General features: G+C 49.6%; 15 protein-coding genes. 5 read left to right on the plus strand and 10 right to left on the minus strand.

The window, feature by feature from the left end; genetic code table 11:
• Nucleotides 1-184: 184 nt before the first annotated feature.
• The 8 genes from fliI to motA form a co-directional block, all read right to left on the minus strand.
• Entirely contained in the window at nucleotides 185-1,513 is a 1,329-nt protein-coding gene (gene fliI, locus DL88_RS04270; RefSeq protein WP_034992480.1) for a flagellar protein export ATPase FliI, read from the minus strand.
• Between the two features lie 384 nt (nucleotides 1,514-1,897).
• Nucleotides 1,898-2,620 (minus strand): flagellar basal-body rod protein FlgF, encoded by a 723-nt coding sequence (gene flgF, locus DL88_RS04275; RefSeq protein WP_034992483.1) that lies wholly within the window; start codon nucleotides 2,618-2,620, stop codon nucleotides 1,898-1,900.
• 3 nt (nucleotides 2,621-2,623) lie between these two features.
• Nucleotides 2,624-3,403, minus strand: a complete 780-nt coding sequence (locus tag DL88_RS04280) for a DUF1217 domain-containing protein (RefSeq protein ID WP_034992486.1) — start codon at nucleotides 3,401-3,403, stop codon at nucleotides 2,624-2,626.
• 187 nt (nucleotides 3,404-3,590) lie between these two features.
• A complete protein-coding gene (gene flhB / locus DL88_RS04285) occupies nucleotides 3,591-4,673 on the minus strand; it encodes a flagellar biosynthesis protein FlhB (protein ID WP_034992490.1) in 1,083 nt (360 codons plus the stop codon).
• Between the two features lie 112 nt (nucleotides 4,674-4,785).
• Complete coding sequence (locus tag DL88_RS04290) at nucleotides 4,786-5,820, minus strand: flagellar motor switch protein FliG (protein ID WP_034992493.1); 1,035 nt, start codon at nucleotides 5,818-5,820, stop codon at nucleotides 4,786-4,788.
• A gap of 2 nt (nucleotides 5,821-5,822) precedes the next feature.
• A complete protein-coding gene (gene fliN, locus DL88_RS04295; RefSeq protein WP_245270634.1) occupies nucleotides 5,823-6,101 on the minus strand; it encodes a flagellar motor switch protein FliN in 279 nt (92 codons plus the stop codon).
• Nucleotides 6,102-6,345: 244 nt separating this feature from the next.
• Entirely contained in the window at nucleotides 6,346-7,287 is a 942-nt protein-coding gene (locus DL88_RS04300; protein ID WP_034992501.1) for a flagellar motor switch protein FliM, read from the minus strand.
• A gap of 5 nt (nucleotides 7,288-7,292) precedes the next feature.
• Complete coding sequence (motA, locus tag DL88_RS04305) at nucleotides 7,293-8,183, minus strand: flagellar motor stator protein MotA (protein WP_034992503.1); 891 nt, start codon at nucleotides 8,181-8,183, stop codon at nucleotides 7,293-7,295.
• 507 nt (nucleotides 8,184-8,690) lie between these two features.
• Between motA and DL88_RS19750 the strand changes: the two genes are divergently transcribed.
• A complete protein-coding gene (locus tag DL88_RS19750; RefSeq protein WP_084704923.1) occupies nucleotides 8,691-9,035 on the plus strand; it encodes a DUF2092 domain-containing protein in 345 nt (114 codons plus the stop codon).
• Between the two features lie 461 nt (nucleotides 9,036-9,496).
• On the plus strand, nucleotides 9,497-10,642 hold the full coding sequence (locus tag DL88_RS04315) for a glycerate kinase (protein ID WP_034992511.1): 1,146 nt from the start codon (nucleotides 9,497-9,499) through the stop codon (nucleotides 10,640-10,642).
• A gap of 43 nt (nucleotides 10,643-10,685) precedes the next feature.
• Here DL88_RS04315 and DL88_RS04320 read toward each other — a convergent pair whose 3' ends face one another.
• Nucleotides 10,686-11,345 carry a uracil-DNA glycosylase gene (locus DL88_RS04320; RefSeq protein ID WP_051955581.1) on the minus strand — a complete coding sequence of 220 codons (660 nt, stop codon included), beginning with the start codon at nucleotides 11,343-11,345 and terminating at the stop codon, nucleotides 10,686-10,688.
• 102 nt (nucleotides 11,346-11,447) lie between these two features.
• Complete coding sequence (locus DL88_RS04325) at nucleotides 11,448-12,056, minus strand: LabA-like NYN domain-containing protein (RefSeq protein ID WP_034992514.1); 609 nt, start codon at nucleotides 12,054-12,056, stop codon at nucleotides 11,448-11,450.
• A gap of 586 nt (nucleotides 12,057-12,642) precedes the next feature.
• On the opposite strand from DL88_RS04325, the gene rpoZ reads away from it, so the two are divergent.
• The 3 genes from rpoZ to DL88_RS04340 all read left to right on the plus strand — a co-directional run bounded on the left by rpoZ (nucleotide 12,643) and on the right by DL88_RS04340 (nucleotide 16,235).
• Nucleotides 12,643-13,038 (plus strand): DNA-directed RNA polymerase subunit omega, encoded by a 396-nt coding sequence (gene rpoZ, locus DL88_RS04330; RefSeq protein WP_034992517.1) that lies wholly within the window; start codon nucleotides 12,643-12,645, stop codon nucleotides 13,036-13,038.
• 177 nt (nucleotides 13,039-13,215) lie between these two features.
• Nucleotides 13,216-15,429 (plus strand): RelA/SpoT family protein, encoded by a 2,214-nt coding sequence (locus tag DL88_RS04335; protein ID WP_034992951.1) that lies wholly within the window; start codon nucleotides 13,216-13,218, stop codon nucleotides 15,427-15,429.
• Nucleotides 15,429-16,235, plus strand: coding sequence for a pyridoxine 5'-phosphate synthase (locus DL88_RS04340; protein WP_051955582.1), 807 nt, complete (start codon nucleotides 15,429-15,431; stop codon nucleotides 16,233-16,235). The genes DL88_RS04335 and DL88_RS04340 overlap by 1 nt, the downstream gene beginning before the upstream one ends.
• Nucleotides 16,236-16,238: the final 3 nt, after the last annotated feature.

A 16,238-nucleotide genomic window follows, 5' to 3' on the forward strand; every position in this document is an offset into this window, starting at 1 on the left:
GCTATCCATAATCGTCCTATTCAAATCGCAGCATCACTCCTTCAAATGTGAGGTGGCCCCTCCATAATACGCTTGCAAGAGTTGCAGAAATCGAACAGGTAGAGTTTATAAGGTCCAGTGAGAAGCTCTGTAGTGATGTAGCCAGCTCGAAATAGAAATGTGCGATGTGGGTGACAACCGAATATTATCCTTTGTCGTGTAGAATTTCTGCTAGTTCTCGGAAAGAATCAACACTGGACTGGGATCGTGGTGTTTGTTCCATTGCATGATAGATTTTTGGTACGAGCGCAATGGCTTGGTCGAGCTCAGAATCGCTTCCAGCCTGATAGCCGCCCATGAGACGAAGATCTTGTGTATCTTCATAACGAGCGATAAGCCCACGCAATTTTAAGACAAGGCTCTGTTGTTCTGGTGTCCAGACATGCTGTGACAGACGAGAAATTGAGCGCAAGATATTGACGGCAGGAAAGCGACCTTGATCTGCAATTGCTCGGTCAAGAACGATGTGACCGTCGAGCGTGCCACGAATTGAATCCGCTATAGGGTCGTTGTGATCATCTCCATCGACGAGAACGGAAAAAATGCCCGTAATCGAGCCGCTACCTTCGACACCTGGACCGGCGCGTTCGAGCAGCTTGGGAAGATCAGAAAAGACGCTGGGTGGGTAGCCACGTGCGACCGCCATCTCACCAGCAGCAAGGGCTACGTCACGTGCGGCATGAGCAAAACGTGTTACGGAATCGAGGATGAGAAGTACATTCTCTCCTTGATCCCTGAAAAACTCCGCTATGCTGGTCGCAGTTCTTGGTGCAAGACGTCTCATGAGAGGGCTTTCGTCACCGGTTGCGACAACTGTCACCGCGTGAGTGAGATGATCGCCTAAGACATCATCGAGAAACTCACGAACTTCACGGCCGCGTTCTCCTACCAGTCCGATAACAGCGGTATCAAACGCGCGGGATCGGGCAAGCATGCCTAGAAGCGTCGATTTACCGACACCAGATCCCGCGAAAATTCCAATCCGTTGGCCGGCGCAAAGCGGAGTAAACAGGTCGACGACGCGCACGCCTGTCCGCAATGGTTTAGTCACTCGGGCGCGATCCATCGCCGCGGGTGGAACGGTATCGACCAATTGACGTTTCTCGCCCGCGAGAAGAGGACCTTGATTGTCGATAGCATGGCCAAGCGCATTGATGACACGCCCCTTCCAACTTTTTTCGGGGAAAAGCTCGAATGCACCTTCATGCCATGCCTTGTCACCTAATCCGACAGATGAGGTTTGATCAAACATCTTGATCGTTGCTGTGTTACGTTCTATACGGACAACTTCACCCATCGACATCATGTGATCGTGGTCGAATCGGACATATTCACCGAGTTTAAGAAATGGTGACAATCCGCTAACCTCGATTGCAGAGGGTGTGACTTTCGTCACAACACCAGCAATCTTTACTAAGGAAACATTTTGATTTAGCGGGTTAAGCGATTGATAAAGTCGTGTCAGGGAACGCACGATGAGCTTTCCGATCTTGCACAGGGAACGTAGCGCTCTATCGCGCACTAAAATATACGCGAATCAGAGTGCTTAGGATATTTCTCAAATGTTTTACTCAGCAGCCATGCAAACTCGACTGGTGACAATCGTAACTCGATTTTGTTTAAATTGAAAATACCGTAAAGACTAGCTGTGCCTGCTTTTTTGTAAGTCTAGCGGGGCCAAAATGCTTTTCCAGCTTTCTGCAAGTTGCTTCCAATGTGTAGCCTTTGCTTTTTAGGCAGTAAGTCTATTCTGACAATTGTGTATTATTGTATCACATACAGATAGAGTTAAATGATTCTCAGCTTGTCAACGCTGTGATCGCTAAGGGCATTGTATCGGAGAAATAGCTTGGTTTTGTCAGGCGCCACCGAGGGTCTTAATCGAGTCACGCAGAGAATTTTCTGAATTTTGCATAGCCGTGGAGATCTGTTCGAAATTACGCGAAATGGTCATCAGCTTGCTTAGTTCCATAATCGGATTCACATTTGACCCCTCGCTAAACCCCTGAGCAATCCCATTCGAGGTAAAGTCGAGAATTGGCGTCGCGGACTTGTCGGGGATGACCCCTGAATTTCCGTAACGCGAAAGTTTTGCGTTGTTGCTAAGTTCAAAGAGACCAATAGCGCCGATTTGCCGCCCATTTTGGGTGATCATACCATCTTTGGCAATTGTCACTGGTCCAGCTTCCGGGTCGAGAAGAATGGGCGTGTTGCCGGCGTCAAGTACTGGATGGTTGTCGAGGCTTACAAGATCACCTGTCGCTAACATGCGCATTCGACCATCTCTAGTATAGACAGTTCCTGCAGGTGTCTGCAGCGCTAGCCATCCATCTCCTTGCACTGCAATATCGAGTTGATTATCCGTTTTGGTTACAATTCCAGATGCTCGTAAAATGTGGCTTTGCCCGGTTCCGGCATAAGCTACAGGATATTTGTCGGTCTTTGCGAGGATTGTATGAAATGAGACTTCCTCGGACCGATAGCCTGCGACGCTTTGGTTCGCCATATTCGCTGCTATTGTATTGAGACGGCGTTCCATTAGAAGTTGTCCGGAGAGCCCTACATATAAATTGGACTGCATAGATCAATACCCTCCGAGCTTGAGGTTAGCTAGACTCAATAGGAGGTCAGAACTAATGCCACTGGATTGAACAAGAAGGGCATTGGTCGCCGACGTGCTTCCACTATCAGGATTGTTTATATCGTACATCGTGATAAAGCGATTAATAAATTTGTCGAGCTTAGTCGGGTCTTGGAGATCGGCGACATTAAGTTTTGCACTGATCATTTTTGCCTGAACATCAATACTGAGTGTTGACATTGACGTAGGAAGGCTAAATGCGGTCTGGACAATAGACAGGAGTGTTTTGTCGGCAAGGATACTGTATGGACTCGTGATTGTAGGAGCAACGCGTTTTAAGTAGAGTGCCTTTTCAGCGCCGGTACTATTTTTTCCTACATTGGTCTCAAGTTGCATTTCGACATATTTATCAACGACACTTTGTCCGGTCGCTGTCGTGTTCGTCGTATCAGTGCCAGTGGCGACAAAATTGAAAGTTTCAGCCAATGCTTTGTATCGTGAATCGTTGAGCGTATTAGCGAGTGAATTGGAATCACTCGTCCCTTCTTCGAGAACTTTCCGGATCATTCCTTTAGCATAGGTCATCTCACTTAACCCAAATGCCTTCATCGCGTAGTTGAAAATCCGGGTATTATTGACGAAGTCATCAATAGATTTTACCTTGGAGATGTTGTCGAGGTAATATTTTGACTCGCGAGCGACGCTTGGGTCTGATGCAGTAGTTTCCAAACTCTTGGTGTAATCACGCATCGTCATATTGTAATATAAGGCCGAGGTAAGCATAAGTGCCTCTCCGTAATTAAGGCATATATTCAATTACCAAGCTTGCACCAGCCTGACCTTACCGTGACGCGGTCTTCAAATGCCATGATCAGCCAGTTAAAATTGAAGATGTCAAAAAAGAAAGGCATTCCATTCAATCAATTGCACGAACACCTTGTGTCGGAAGGAAGGTTGATGTCGCTATTCTTCAGCGAGCGATCGCGCCTGGTGTTCGTTTCGTGTTTAAATAATGAATAATTTCGGCAATAGCTCGGTAGAACTCAGTCGGAATCGCATCATTGACTCCCACTTTATCATAGAGAGCTCGAGCGAGAGGACGGTTCTCCACGATGGGGATTTCATGTGCCTCGGCAATCTCACGAATTTTCAGTGCGATCAGATCGGTTCCCTTGGCGATAACAATAGGTGTGCCGCCTTCTTCGCGTATGTAACGTAATGCTATCGCAAAATGTGTTGGGTTCGTAATAACAACCGTGGCTTTCGGAATGGATGCCATCATGTTTTTACGAACGCGATCCAGCATGATAGAGCGCACTTTTGCTTTGACGAACGGATCACCTTCGATTTGTTTAAACTCTTCCTTTATTTCTTGTTTGCTCATGCGGAGATCTCGCCGCCATTGGCCTTTTACCCACAGAAGATCTAACGTCGCCAGTACAAGTGTCACTATGCAGATGACTGATAGCAAACGCATCGATAAATTTAGGATCAATTCTGGCAATAGCGAAGGATCGTAGAACATAGTGCTAACAAGCTTATCCTGATTACCTTTCAAGACAATGAATAGCAGAATAGAAATTGTTGCAAGTTTCGCGAAGTTTTTTAAGAATTCGACGAGATTTTTTAAGCCAAATAATTTACTCCATCCAGCTGAAATCGAAACGCGGCCAAAATCAGGTTGTATACGCTTACCGATGATGTGAAATTTGGTTTGGGCAATATTTGCTACAAGACCGGCGCACAGCAATGGAAGGATAATTGGTAATATCCTGGAGCCAGATTCAAATAGGATAAGACAAAATAAATTACTGGCATCTAGTTGAGTTCCTAAGGGAATTTGATCGAGATTGTTGATGATATATCGGAGTTGGATGCCGAGGGAAGCAAGCGAATCGCGAAATATAAAAGCGTTGACAATTGTGAGGCCGAGCATCGAGAAAAAAACGGTAACCTCCCGAGACATTGGGAGATTGCCTTGTTCTATGGCATCGGCAAGCTTTTTTGCAGTGGGTTCTTCTGTTTGGCTCTCGTGATCAGGCTGTTCTCCCATTGTTAGATGCCCAATCCCTCAAAATCTCGAGTGTCTTTTAGTATGGTGGCATCAATCCGACGCAAAGCGCCACGATACATAACTATCAAAAATGCGGTGTATGGCCTGTTCTTTAATCAAAGATTTCGTCTTCATCTTCTGATGAATTCAGCTCGATTTCTCCAGCTTCGGCGAGTTCGAGTGCGGTATCTGCGATCATACGGCGTGCTTTGATCACGTCTCGATGCGATGCAGGGCCGCCACTCGCAAGTTCTGCATCAACAATTCGGCGAGCACGTGCCGCGAGTGATGACAAGATCGCATCGCGGAAAGCACTGTCAGTTCCTTTCAACGCGAGAACGACCAATTCTGTCGGTATTTTGTCAAATAGCACCATGCGTGCCTTCGGCTGGAGCTTGGTAATATCATCAAAGGTAAAGAGAAGGCCGCGTAATGTTTCTGCAGCTTTTGGTCGGCTAGCCGCAAGACTTTGGAGAACATCCTCCATTTGTTCCTTTTCCATCTTATTAATGATATCGGCCATTCTTGCGTTGTGGTCGTTGCCGTTTTGACGTGACAGATTCAGAAGCAGGTCCTCAGCCAATTGACTTTGAATGATACGCATTGCAGGTTCTGTCACGGATGCAATGCTGACCATTCTGCGCATCAATTCATTGCGGAGATCGCGAGGTAATTGGCCCATTACTTTTGCAGCGCAGGTGGGAACCACCTTTGAGAGAATGAATGCCGCGGTTTGCGGATGTTCCCGGCTGAGATAAGTCGCAAAAACAGTTTCGGATATTGATGAAAGACGATCCCACATGGCATGATTCGAATTGCCTTTAACATCAGCCATGATGTCGGCGATTTGCTCAGGTGAAAGAATTCCCGCTAGGAGTTGTTCAACTTCAGTTGGAGAGCCAAGTAGATCAACGCCACTGACAAATTGTTGAGCGAATTCTTCTACGATATTCTCTAAAACCGGAATTGGGATCGAACCTAGATCAGCGACCGATCGGGTTATCAATTTGAGTTCGTCTGCATCGAAATGCTTTAGTAATCGAGCTGCTGCGGGCTTGCCCATAGCGAGGAACAATGCTGCGACTTTATTGGGGCCTTTGAGTACACGCTCTAGTTGAGAATTTGTCGATTGGGCCAAAATTGTCATAGTCAGGAACCTATATCTCCGGGCCCAATCACTTCTGTTAATGATACACCGAAGCGTGAACTGTCCTCATCGACGACGACAACCTCTCCGCGTGCAATGACTCGGCCATTGACGACAATATCAACGGGTTCTCCAACACGATGATCCAGCGGGATCACAGCTCCTCTACCGAGCTTCAGAAGATTTGAAACGGGCATTGACGCTGAGCCGAGAACAACCTGGACCGTTACCGGAATGCGTAAGATTGTATCGATGTTACGGACTGAGGCATCTTTTGACATGCTTAAATCTGCTGGAGTATCTTTTGTTTCTATCAAGATTTCGTCGGACATAAAATAAAACCTGCTGTTGTGGGAATAAACCTGTTGATATTTGGATGTATCGAATTATCAGTATCGGCCGTGTTATTGTATGATTAACTCGGAGGATTTTTATTTTGCTGTAAGAAGATCATGAAATTTGCGATGGTTTTGTTATGTAATTATCACGTCATATGATAATCACGCTGTTTACGTTTTTACTGAGTCATAACCCATTTAAACCATCGATAAAATCCTTATCCTGATCTACAAAACTATCTATACGAAGTGTATAAAAGCCATCTTCCTGACCGACTTGGCAGCAGAATAGAGGTTCTGAATTGCATTCCAGTTTAACTTTGCTCTTTGTCGTTGCCTGTAAAGTGAGAACCTGTCCAATTTTTAAATCTGTGAAATCCCCAAGAACAAAATGATTATCCTCAATGATTGCGCATACTTCAACTTCAGTGCGGCTTATTTCGTTCTGGATTTGTGTGGTCCATCGAGGATCTCTCGAAATTGTTTCGCGAGAGAGATCACGCCCGAGTTCCTGGCGAATTGAATTCAACGCGGATTGCGGTATGACTATAAACATTTCCCCGTGTCGGCCGAGAATGCGGAGGTTCATTCGTGTTATGAACCCATAGGTGTTTCTCGGTGCAATCACCGCGAAATCAAGCTTCGTTTCAATTCGTTCGAATTTAAAAATCGTATCGGAAATATTTGCAAAGCTATTCTGTAATACTTTGGGTAAGAGGTCGAAAATAGTATGGGCTAGCTTGATCTCGATGTTAGAAAGTGGTCTTTTCTGGGTGTTGGGTGGTTCACTTCCATCGCCACCATAGAATGTCTCTATCAAGGTTGATATGAGAGCTCGATCGAAGCCTACCAGGATACGAGAATCCCAAGCTTGGACATGGATAATGGAGACGACGGCGTTGCTTTCGTAGACGTCTAAAATATCTCCGATCTTTTCTGTACTGATCGACGCGACGGTGAAAACTGCCGGGGCAGTAGAGTATTGCCGTAAGCTTTCGGAACAATAGGCGGCTATCCGTTCAAAGATTACATGCAACATTGGCATGCGGTCTATCGATACTCCCGTTGTATCGAGGAGCCGTTCTGGACCGGTTAAATGTTTTGTTGACTGGGCTTGTGTATCGAGCATGTAAGTCAGGCCGCTTGCTTTGTGTTGTCGTCCGCTTTACCCGCACCTCCCGCAACCGTTTCATTTTCGACAATGTCGATAGATGGGCGGTCGGATGAAGAAATTGTCTTTCGGCCATGTTCGAGTGCAATTTGTGGCATCGCACCATTCATGAACGCAAGGAGAGTCTGTTTAACAATAATGTATAGGCGTGATTTATTTTCCCGGACTGTCTTTATTTTAGTCGCCAATGGTGAAAGAATGCCATAGGATAAGAAAATTCCAGCGAAAGTACCGACGAGTGCGGAGCCGATAAGGTGGCCGAGTAACTCCGGGGATTGATCTAGGGCTCCCATGGCTTTGATGACACCAAGTACGGCAGCGACAATACCGAGTGCGGGAAGCGATTCCGCAACAATGGTCAAGGCATCGTACGGTTTTAACGTGTCATGCAGGATCGTCTCAATTTCCTCGTCCATCAAAGCTTCGATTTCATGGGCGCGTGCATTGCCGATAATAATCAAACGGCAATAGTCGCAAATAAAGTTTGTGAGATTCTTGTTAACGAGTACGCGTGGGAAATTCTGGAAAATTGCCGATTCGTCTGGATTGTCGATGTGCTCTTCGACTTCATTACGGGCCTTGCCACGCATCTCGCGCATTAACGTATAGAGTACGCCAAGAACATCGAGGTAATCTCTTTGTTTGAGAGACTTATCCATGACGGCCTCTCCAATGGCATAACCTGTGTCTTTGATCGTCTTCATCTTATTGGCTATGATGAATGTACCCAGCGCCGCGCCGCCGATAATGACGAATTCCCATGGTTGCCAGATAACCTGGATATGGCCCCCCATTGCTGCGAAACCACCGAGCATGCAGCCAACGGCGATGATTATACCGATCAAGAAACTCACTGTGCTGCTCCTGTAGGACTAAGAAGATTTTTAATTGTTAAATCTTGTCTGAAGCTTGCGTAGCCAGCGGGAGCAGCTAATCTTGAGCAGTAGGTGCGTTCTTACATCGCGTATCTTTTGACCCGTTCTGTTGGACAGTAGACGACGCTCGAACTGGCGACTTTGGAGACAATTCCGGCAGAAAGTCGGGATAATTATTTTGGAGTAGCCGATTTGATTCTGCAAAGAATCGTTATATCTTAGATACGAGAATTGGTTATCTGGACTATTTTAATTCAATAAGGGATGACAGCAGACTTGTTTGCAGACTGCGATCCAACCGGAAGAATGTGTTCTTATTGCGCGGCGCCGCTCAAATATTTGTAAAATGATCGCTGAAAATAATATGTTCAATATTATCATAATGATCAATTGACTATATACGTAAAGAGACAGAGATTTCCTCCGTTTCCTGCGCAAAAAGCTTGTCATGGGTAGAAGTAGAAGAAGTTCGTCGCCGGACTTGATATGAATAGCGTATGCCTCTATCGTAAATATAATTTTCTTGTCGTGATGTTGCGAGAGTGTCCTCTTACACTTCCTTCCTCCATCAAATTTCAGAAAATTGGGCCGAGTTTCCGATGGGTAGAAGTTGGTGCTAAGCCAATCCCCAGAAAATATGTGATTACAAGCAAGACGGTCGCTGGTGCGCCGCAGTATTCGATTCGTTTCAAGAGCTGGAAGACTGGTGTATCCTTCCTGCCAGATGCGTTCACCTTTACGGCACCGAGCGATGCACAGAAAGTCATGATTGAACAATTGCCGCATCTCGATGAAATTCCCAAAAGCACACCCTTGGCAGACCAAAAATGAAAGTTACTGTCGAGAAGTTCTTGTTTTCGATACTCGGGAATGACGACAGCCATGCTTGTTTTGTTTGCAGACGATGGGCGAGGACCTATGTCGGGTAGCAGCTTCCTCGTGAGCGCTCATGCTATATCGGCCGCGCTCTGAAGGCGATGAGTTACGCGGGTGTCGCTCGAAGGACGACAAGGCGGGCCTATGCCGCGGGTGCAGTCGCCGGCGGTGAGGTAGTCGTGACTCTCAGAGCCGCATGTGTCCAGGTTGTCAATCCATATGGTCAGGTCTATTGGCGTTGCCCATGACTCGTCGTAGGTTGAATATCGACCTTGGGGAGGTGCTAAGTTAATTTGCGTGCCTCCTCGAGGCTTGATCCCACTTGGCTTAGCCTTCCTCTGTTTGGCTCCAGGTGTTTCCGAAACTGGATAGGATCGGGTTTCGCTGCTTTTCATACCTATAGTCGCCAGGATTCCATGAAGATCGTAATTGCCCCGGACTCTTTCAAAGAATCTTTGTCGGCCCTGCAAGTGGCGAAGGCACTGGAGGGGGGATTTCGAGAAATCTATCCTGATGCTGACTATGTTACATTGCCAATGGCCGATGGTGGTGAGGGAACTGTTGAAGCTTTGGTCGCGGCGACGGGTGGGCAAATCCACAAGGTAAAAGTCAGAGGCCCGTTGGGGCCTAATGTGGACGCCTTCTATGGCATGAGTGGTGATGGGAGGACGGCGGTTATTGAAATGGCCGCGGCGGCGGGATTGGCGCTGATCGCTCCCAGCGAACGCGATCCCACGAGAACGACGACCTATGGGGTTGGTGAATTGATCTGTGCGGCTTTGGATCGCGGCGCGCGGCATCTCATCGTCGGTTTGGGCGGTAGCGCGACGAATGATGGAGGGGCGGGCCTGATTCAGGCGCTTGGTGTGCGTCTGCTCGATGAAAATGGAAAAGATTTGTCGTTCGGTGGCGGGGCGCTTGCCGAGCTCGCACGGATTGATGCCACCGCGCTCGATTCTCGCCTTGCGTCATGCCGGATTGAAGTTGCCTGTGATGTTGACAATCCCCTTATTGGACCACGAGGCGCTTCGGCGATCTTCGGCCCGCAGAAGGGGGCTACTCCCGATTTGGTCAAAAATCTCGATGCCAATCTTTCGCATTATGCGTGCTGTATAAAGCGGGATCTTGGTGTCGCAATTGCCGATATTCCAGGTGCCGGAGCGGCCGGAGGGTTGGGAGCGGCATTCATTGCATTCCTCGGAGCAGAACTCCGTCCGGGTATTGATATCATCATGAAGGCGGTGGGCTTTGAGGCGATTGTTGCCGATGCCGATCTCGTCATAACCGGAGAAGGACGGATCGATAGCCAAACAATTCATGGCAAAACGCCAATCGGTATCGCAAGGGTGGCCAAGCGCTATGGCAAGCCTGTGATTGCTATTGCGGGATCTCTTGGTGCTGACGTTGATATCGTCCATGGCTACGGTATCGATGCGGTTTTCAGTATTTTATACCGCATATGTTCCTTGGAAGAGGCTTTGGCGGAAACGGCTACGAACTTACACCGGGCAGCGAGGAATATCGCTTCTGCTACGGCGCTTTTGAAGCGTGTTCCTGGTTAATAAGACGATATTGGGGTGAATCGTGTTCGTCTGAGTGCCGATGTCACTTCAGTGAGTCTCGAATATCGTTAAACACTTTATTGAACATATCTTCTGTCAATTTTCCTGTATTTGTATTGTATCTCGAACAATGATAGCTATCGAACAGGGTCAATGTTCGATATGGGAGATCGTGACGCACGGCATGTCCAAATGGATAAGCTTTTGGCTTGAGGTCGAGCGCGCGCAAAATGCTTTCATGAGCAATGCGTCCGAGCGCAAGAAGGATTGACAGCCTGGGCATGGCGTCGAGGGTTTGTCTTAGAAATGATCGGCAATGATGGATTTCATCAGGCGTGGGTTTGTTCTGCGGTGGTACACAGCGAACGGCATTGGTGATGGCACAGTCGATCAGCGATAAACCGTCGGCAGGGTTGGCCGCATAGGTGCCATCTGTAAAATCGAAGCGATTGAGTGTCGCATAGAGTAAATCGCCCGCATAATCGCCTGTAAAAGGTCTGCCGGTTCGGTTCGCACCTCGCAATCCGGGCGCTAATCCTACTATGAGAAGTCTGCCTGACCGATCGCCGAAGGTTGGCACAGGGGCGTTATGCCAATCAGGCTCCGTCTGCTGCAAGGATGTGCGTAATTGAGTGAGGCGAGCACAAAGAGAACAGTTCGTTTCAGGCTCGGGAAACAGGGAACGGGTCACGGCTTGGTCCATCAGTTAAAGGATTCTGCCGGGCAGGGGATGAGACAGGGGCGATAAAATAAGGCCGGTCAAGCCGGCCTGAAACGGATCTGATCAAGGCTTGTCGTGAATCGTTCAAGTATCGGGAAGGTCGTGATCGAACCCTACCGGCGCAGTGCGCCGTTCAGGGATTTTAGGAGATCCGCGGTCGAGCCGCTCGTTTTGTTCCCTTCCGATTTTAGAAGCGAGATGAACGAGGTCGATGAACTCATCAGCCTGGCGACGCAATTCGTCGGCAACCATAGCCGGTTGCGTTGTATTGGTGGAAACGACGGAAACGCGGACACCTTTGCGCTGGACGGCTTCGACGAGGGAGCGGAAATCACCGTCTCCGGAAAAGAGCACGATGTGATCAAGATGTTCGGCCATTTCCATCGCATCGACTGCGAGCTCAATGTCCATATTGCCCTTGACCTTCCGGCGCCCGAGAGAGTCGACGAATTCCTTAGTCGGTTTCGTGACGACCGAATAACCATTGTAATCAAGCCAATCGATTAGCGGTCTGATCGATGAATATTCTTGATCTTCGACGAGCGCTGTATAATAAAAGGCTCTGATAAGCTTGCCTTTGCTCTGAAATTCCTTAAGAAGTCGCTTGTAGTCTATATCAAATCCTAACGATTTGGCTGTTGCATATAGATTTGCGCCATCAATAAAGAGCGCAATTCGTTCTGGGTGCGACATAAACTTATCTCGTTGTTTTTTGGAAATAAAAAATAAACGCCAATTTCAACCTGCGCAGGAAGGTGTTAGGCTCTTCGCTTATTGCGGGAATTCCTGGTTTCATTAAAAACAGCCTTGGGTTCCCTTCGCATGAATGTTGATCACAGCCATTTAATACTATGTCCAGATCTGATTGTTTCGGTCAAGCCATCTTTAGATCTTGATCTCGAGGAAGCCCTTGGTTGAAAAACTGAATCGGTTTCCCACCAGTTGGGTGCATTCCGCAGCAAATCTTTTGCTTATGTTTATTCATTCTCAGTCGCAACAGATTTGGTACCTATTTTCGGATCACCTTAACGTCAAGATCAAGTGCTAAACTAAAGTAGCAACGGATATCTAATCTCCTTTTGCGCAGAATTTAAGGCGTCGGCGCCGCAAGCTTTCTGAATAATGTTAAATTATTGTTCTTTTTCCAGCCGATGGCCCTCTCTGGCTCCCTTGCTCTCTGTGGAGCTTGCCAAGCGAAAGCAGCTGTGTATATGGAATTCTTTTGGTTTCCCATCCTGCTTCTCGTGCAGGTAAGGTTTTTTCCAGGAGAGTGCGCAGCATGGCCCGCGTCACCGTCGAAGATTGTGTCGACAAAGTCGAGAATCGTTTCGAACTTGTTCTGCTCGCCAGTCATCGGGCTCGGATGATCGCTTCGGGAACGCCGATCACTGTTGAACGTGACAACGACAAAAATCCGGTGGTCGCGCTTCGCGAAATCGCCGACGAAACATTGACCCCTGAAGATCTCAAGGAGGATTTTATCCAGTCCTTGCAGAAACATGTGGAGGTCGACGAGCCCGAGGCCGAGGCTGTTCCGGCTTTGTCGTCGGCTCCGGAAGCAGCGCAGTCCGATGCCATGGGTGATATTCAGTTCGATCGGATGACTGAGGAGGATCTGCTGCGCGGTCTCGAAGGGCTGGTGCCTCCGGCGGCGACTGAGGACGATGGGGAATGAAACCGGGCTTATAAATCGGGTGATTCCCGCAAAATTAAAATTTTTTTCAGAAAATTTTTGCGTGATGTACGTTTCCGATTTAGCGCATCTTGTTTTTCGGCGGCGTTTCCGGAGGTTTGATGGCCTCGTTGGAAGCGTTGCCGAATGCGTTTTGGAAATAGGCGGTTTGTTCTCGAAATGATGCGGCAGTACGAACTTGTTGATCGTGTCCGCCGCTATAATCCCCATACGGATGAGGCGGCGCTCAACCGCGCCTATGTCTATGCGATGAAGGCGCATGGCATGCAGAAGCGGGCATCGGGCGATCCTTATTTTTCGCACCCGCTGGAAGTTGCCGCCATCCTCACGGATATGAAGCTTGATGACGCGACCATCATCGCGGCCGTGCTTCATGACACGATCGAGGATACCGATTCCACTCGTGAGGAAATTGACCGTTTATTCGGTCCTGCGATCGGCAAGCTCGTCGATGGTTTGACCAAACTCAAAAAACTCGATCTTGTTTCGAAACGGGCGGCTCAGGCGGAAAATTTCCGCAAGCTTCTCCTGGCGATCGCCGAGGATGTCCGGGTTCTGCTCGTCAAGCTTGCCGACCGGTTGCACAATATGCGGACGCTGCATTTCGTCCCGCCTGAAAAACGCGCCCGTATTGCCGAGGAAACGCTGGATATTTATGCGCCACTCGCGGGTCGTATGGGTATGCAGCACATGCGTGACGAGCTGGAAAATCTGGCTTTCAAACATCTCATGCCGGAGGCCTATGAGATGATCGCCGGACGGCTCGAAGATCTTAGAAAGAAAAACGGACGCATTATCACCACGATCGAGGAAGAGCTGACGCGCGAACTTGCCGAACGCGGCATTACCGCCAAGGTCGAAGGGCGCCAGAAACAGCCCTATTCCGTCTGGCGCAAGATGGAGCGTAAATCGATCTCGTTCGAGCAATTGTCCGATATTTTCGGCTTTCGCGTCATTGTGCCGACGGTGGAGGATTGTTATCGCGTCATCGGCGTCGTTCATACAAAATGGGCCGTGGTGCCGGGCCGTTTCAAGGATTACATTTCCACGCCCAAGCCCAATGATTACCAGTCGATTCATACGACCGTTGTGGGGCCAGGGCGTCAGCGTGCAGAATTGCAGGTGCGCACCGAGCTGATGCATGAAATCGCCCGCAATGGCATTGCCGCGCATGGCTTCTACAAAGATGGTTTGCGGGCCGACCGGCTCGGTCTGACGAGCGAGAGCCGTGCCTATCAATGGTTACGCCGGACGATTGCTCTTCTTGCGGATGGCGATACACCGGAAGAATTCCTCGAACATACGAAACTTGAACTGTTTCACGATCAGGTTTTCTGCTTCACGCCTCAGGGGCGTCTCATCGCTTTGCCGCGGGGGGCTACACCGATTGATTTCGCCTATGCTGTTCATACTGAACTTGGCAATACGGCGGTCGGAGCCAAGATCAATGGCCGGCATGCGCCTTTGTCGTCGGAATTACAAAACGGTGATGAGGTCGAGATCGCCAGCGCGCCCGGACAGGTTCCGCCTGCTGTTTGGGAAAGCCTGGTTATGACTGGCAAGGCCCGTTCGGCTATCAGGCGGGCGACGCGAGATGCAGTGCGGGCGCAATATGCCGGGCTCGGGCGACAGATCGTGACGCGAGCCTTCGAACGGGCGGGCAAGCCGTTCAGCGACGAGAAATTGAAAAATGCTCTCCCGCGTCTGGCTCGCTCGACGATCGATGATGTTCTGGCAGCAGTCGGACGCGGCGAAATGTTTTCAGGGGATGTGGTCAAGGCCGTCTATCCTGAGTTCGTCGATGAACGCAAGACAGCAACTCCTCTCTCCCGCCAGCGCGGCGAGCCCGGATGGTTTGGAATCAAGAAAGCTTCTGGTCTTGTTTTCAAGGTTCCCGGGCCGGAGGGCGAGAGTGACAGAAAATCGATCCCCATTCGCGGTTTACAGGGCGATCTTCCAGTGCGTTTCGCCCCACATGGTGGAGCCGTGCCGGGTGATCGGATCGTCGGCATATTGACCCCGGGCGAAGGGATCACGATCTATCCCATTCAGGCGCCTGACCTTACCGCTTTCGATGAGCAGCCGGAGCGCTGGCTCGATGTCCGTTGGGATATCGAGGAAGGTGGCCAGGAGTTTTTCCCCGCCGAAATCAAGGTGACCGCCATCAACGAGCCCGGCACACTCGGAACGATCGCAACGGTGATTGGTGAGGCCGGGGCAAATATCGACAATGTCGTCATGAAACCGATTTCCCCGGACTTTCGCGAGATCATTATCGATGTCGAGGTCAATGACCTCAAACATCTGAATATGATCATGCAACAATTGCGTGTACGTCCGGTGGTGCATCATGTGGAAAGGGTGAACGGCTGATGGCCCTTGAGAATGCGGGATTGGCGATAGGGGGATCGGGTGCCTCCGGACCAAGGCGCTCTATCCGGCTCGGGCTCAATATTGATCATGTAGCGACCTTGCGCAATGCGCGCGGTGGCGCGCGGCCCGATCCTGTGCGAGCGGCACTCCTTGCGATCGAGGCCGGTGCGGATGGTATCACCGCTCATTTGCGTGAAGATCGGCGCCACATACAGGATGCGGATCTCATCGCGGTCAAGGCGGCGATCGACAAGCCGCTGAATTTCGAAATGGCGGCGACCGCGCAGATGCTGGATATTGCGCTGAAAATCAAACCGCATGCCGCATGCCTTGTGCCCGAGCGTCGCACGGAGCGTACGACGGAAGGTGGTCTGGATGTGATCGGCGGCATGCCGACGCTGAAACCTTTTGTTGCCGAATTAGGCCGAGCTGGCGTTCGTGTCTCCCTCTTCATTGAACCATCCCTCGAAGCGATAGAGGCTGCCGCCGCGATCGGAGCTCCGGTCGTCGAACTCCATACCGGTGCGTGGTGTTACGCGGTGGAGATGGGCGAAAATGAGAAGGCAAACAGCGAATTCGAGCGATTGCGCCTCGCGGCCGCACATACTGCGTCCCTGGGGCTCGAATGCCATGCAGGTCACGGACTGGATTACGACACGGCGCGGACCATCTGTGCCTTGCCCGAGATCGTCGAATTGAATATCGGCCATTTCCTCATCGGCGAGGCGATTTTCGTCGGCTTGCCGAAAACGATTGCAGAAATGCGCGCCGCCATGGATGCCGGATGCGCGCAGGCTGCAGACTAGGTG

Origin of the sequence: Beijerinckia mobilis, from assembly GCF_000745425.1 — a bacterium.
GTDB classification, from domain to species: Bacteria; Pseudomonadota; Alphaproteobacteria; order Rhizobiales; family Beijerinckiaceae; genus Beijerinckia; species Beijerinckia mobilis.

Excerpts from the sequence above, each read along its gene's own strand:
- flgF (WP_034992483.1), bottom strand. The coding sequence starts at position 2,620 with ATGCAGTCCAATTTATATGTAGGGCTCTCCGGACAACTTCTAATGGAA.
- DL88_RS04280 (WP_034992486.1), bottom strand. The coding sequence starts at position 3,403 with ATGCTTACCTCGGCCTTATATTACAATATGACGATGCGTGATTACACC.
- flhB (WP_034992490.1), bottom strand. The coding sequence starts at position 4,673 with ATGGGAGAACAGCCTGATCACGAGAGCCAAACAGAAGAACCCACTGCA.
- DL88_RS04290 (WP_034992493.1), bottom strand. The coding sequence starts at position 5,820 with ATGACAATTTTGGCCCAATCGACAAATTCTCAACTAGAGCGTGTACTC.
- fliN (WP_245270634.1), bottom strand. The coding sequence starts at position 6,101 with ATGTCAAAAGATGCCTCAGTCCGTAACATCGATACAATCTTACGCATT.
- DL88_RS04300 (WP_034992501.1), bottom strand. The coding sequence starts at position 7,287 with ATGCTCGATACACAAGCCCAGTCAACAAAACATTTAACCGGTCCAGAA.
- DL88_RS19750 (WP_084704923.1), top strand. The coding sequence starts at position 8,691 with ATGAATAGCGTATGCCTCTATCGTAAATATAATTTTCTTGTCGTGATG.
- DL88_RS04315 (WP_034992511.1), top strand. The coding sequence starts at position 9,497 with ATGAAGATCGTAATTGCCCCGGACTCTTTCAAAGAATCTTTGTCGGCC.
- DL88_RS04320 (WP_051955581.1), bottom strand. The coding sequence starts at position 11,345 with ATGGACCAAGCCGTGACCCGTTCCCTGTTTCCCGAGCCTGAAACGAAC.
- DL88_RS04325 (WP_034992514.1), bottom strand. The coding sequence starts at position 12,056 with ATGTCGCACCCAGAACGAATTGCGCTCTTTATTGATGGCGCAAATCTA.
- rpoZ (WP_034992517.1), top strand. The coding sequence starts at position 12,643 with ATGGCCCGCGTCACCGTCGAAGATTGTGTCGACAAAGTCGAGAATCGT.
- DL88_RS04335 (WP_034992951.1), top strand. The coding sequence starts at position 13,216 with ATGATGCGGCAGTACGAACTTGTTGATCGTGTCCGCCGCTATAATCCC.
- DL88_RS04340 (WP_051955582.1), top strand. The coding sequence starts at position 15,429 with ATGGCCCTTGAGAATGCGGGATTGGCGATAGGGGGATCGGGTGCCTCC.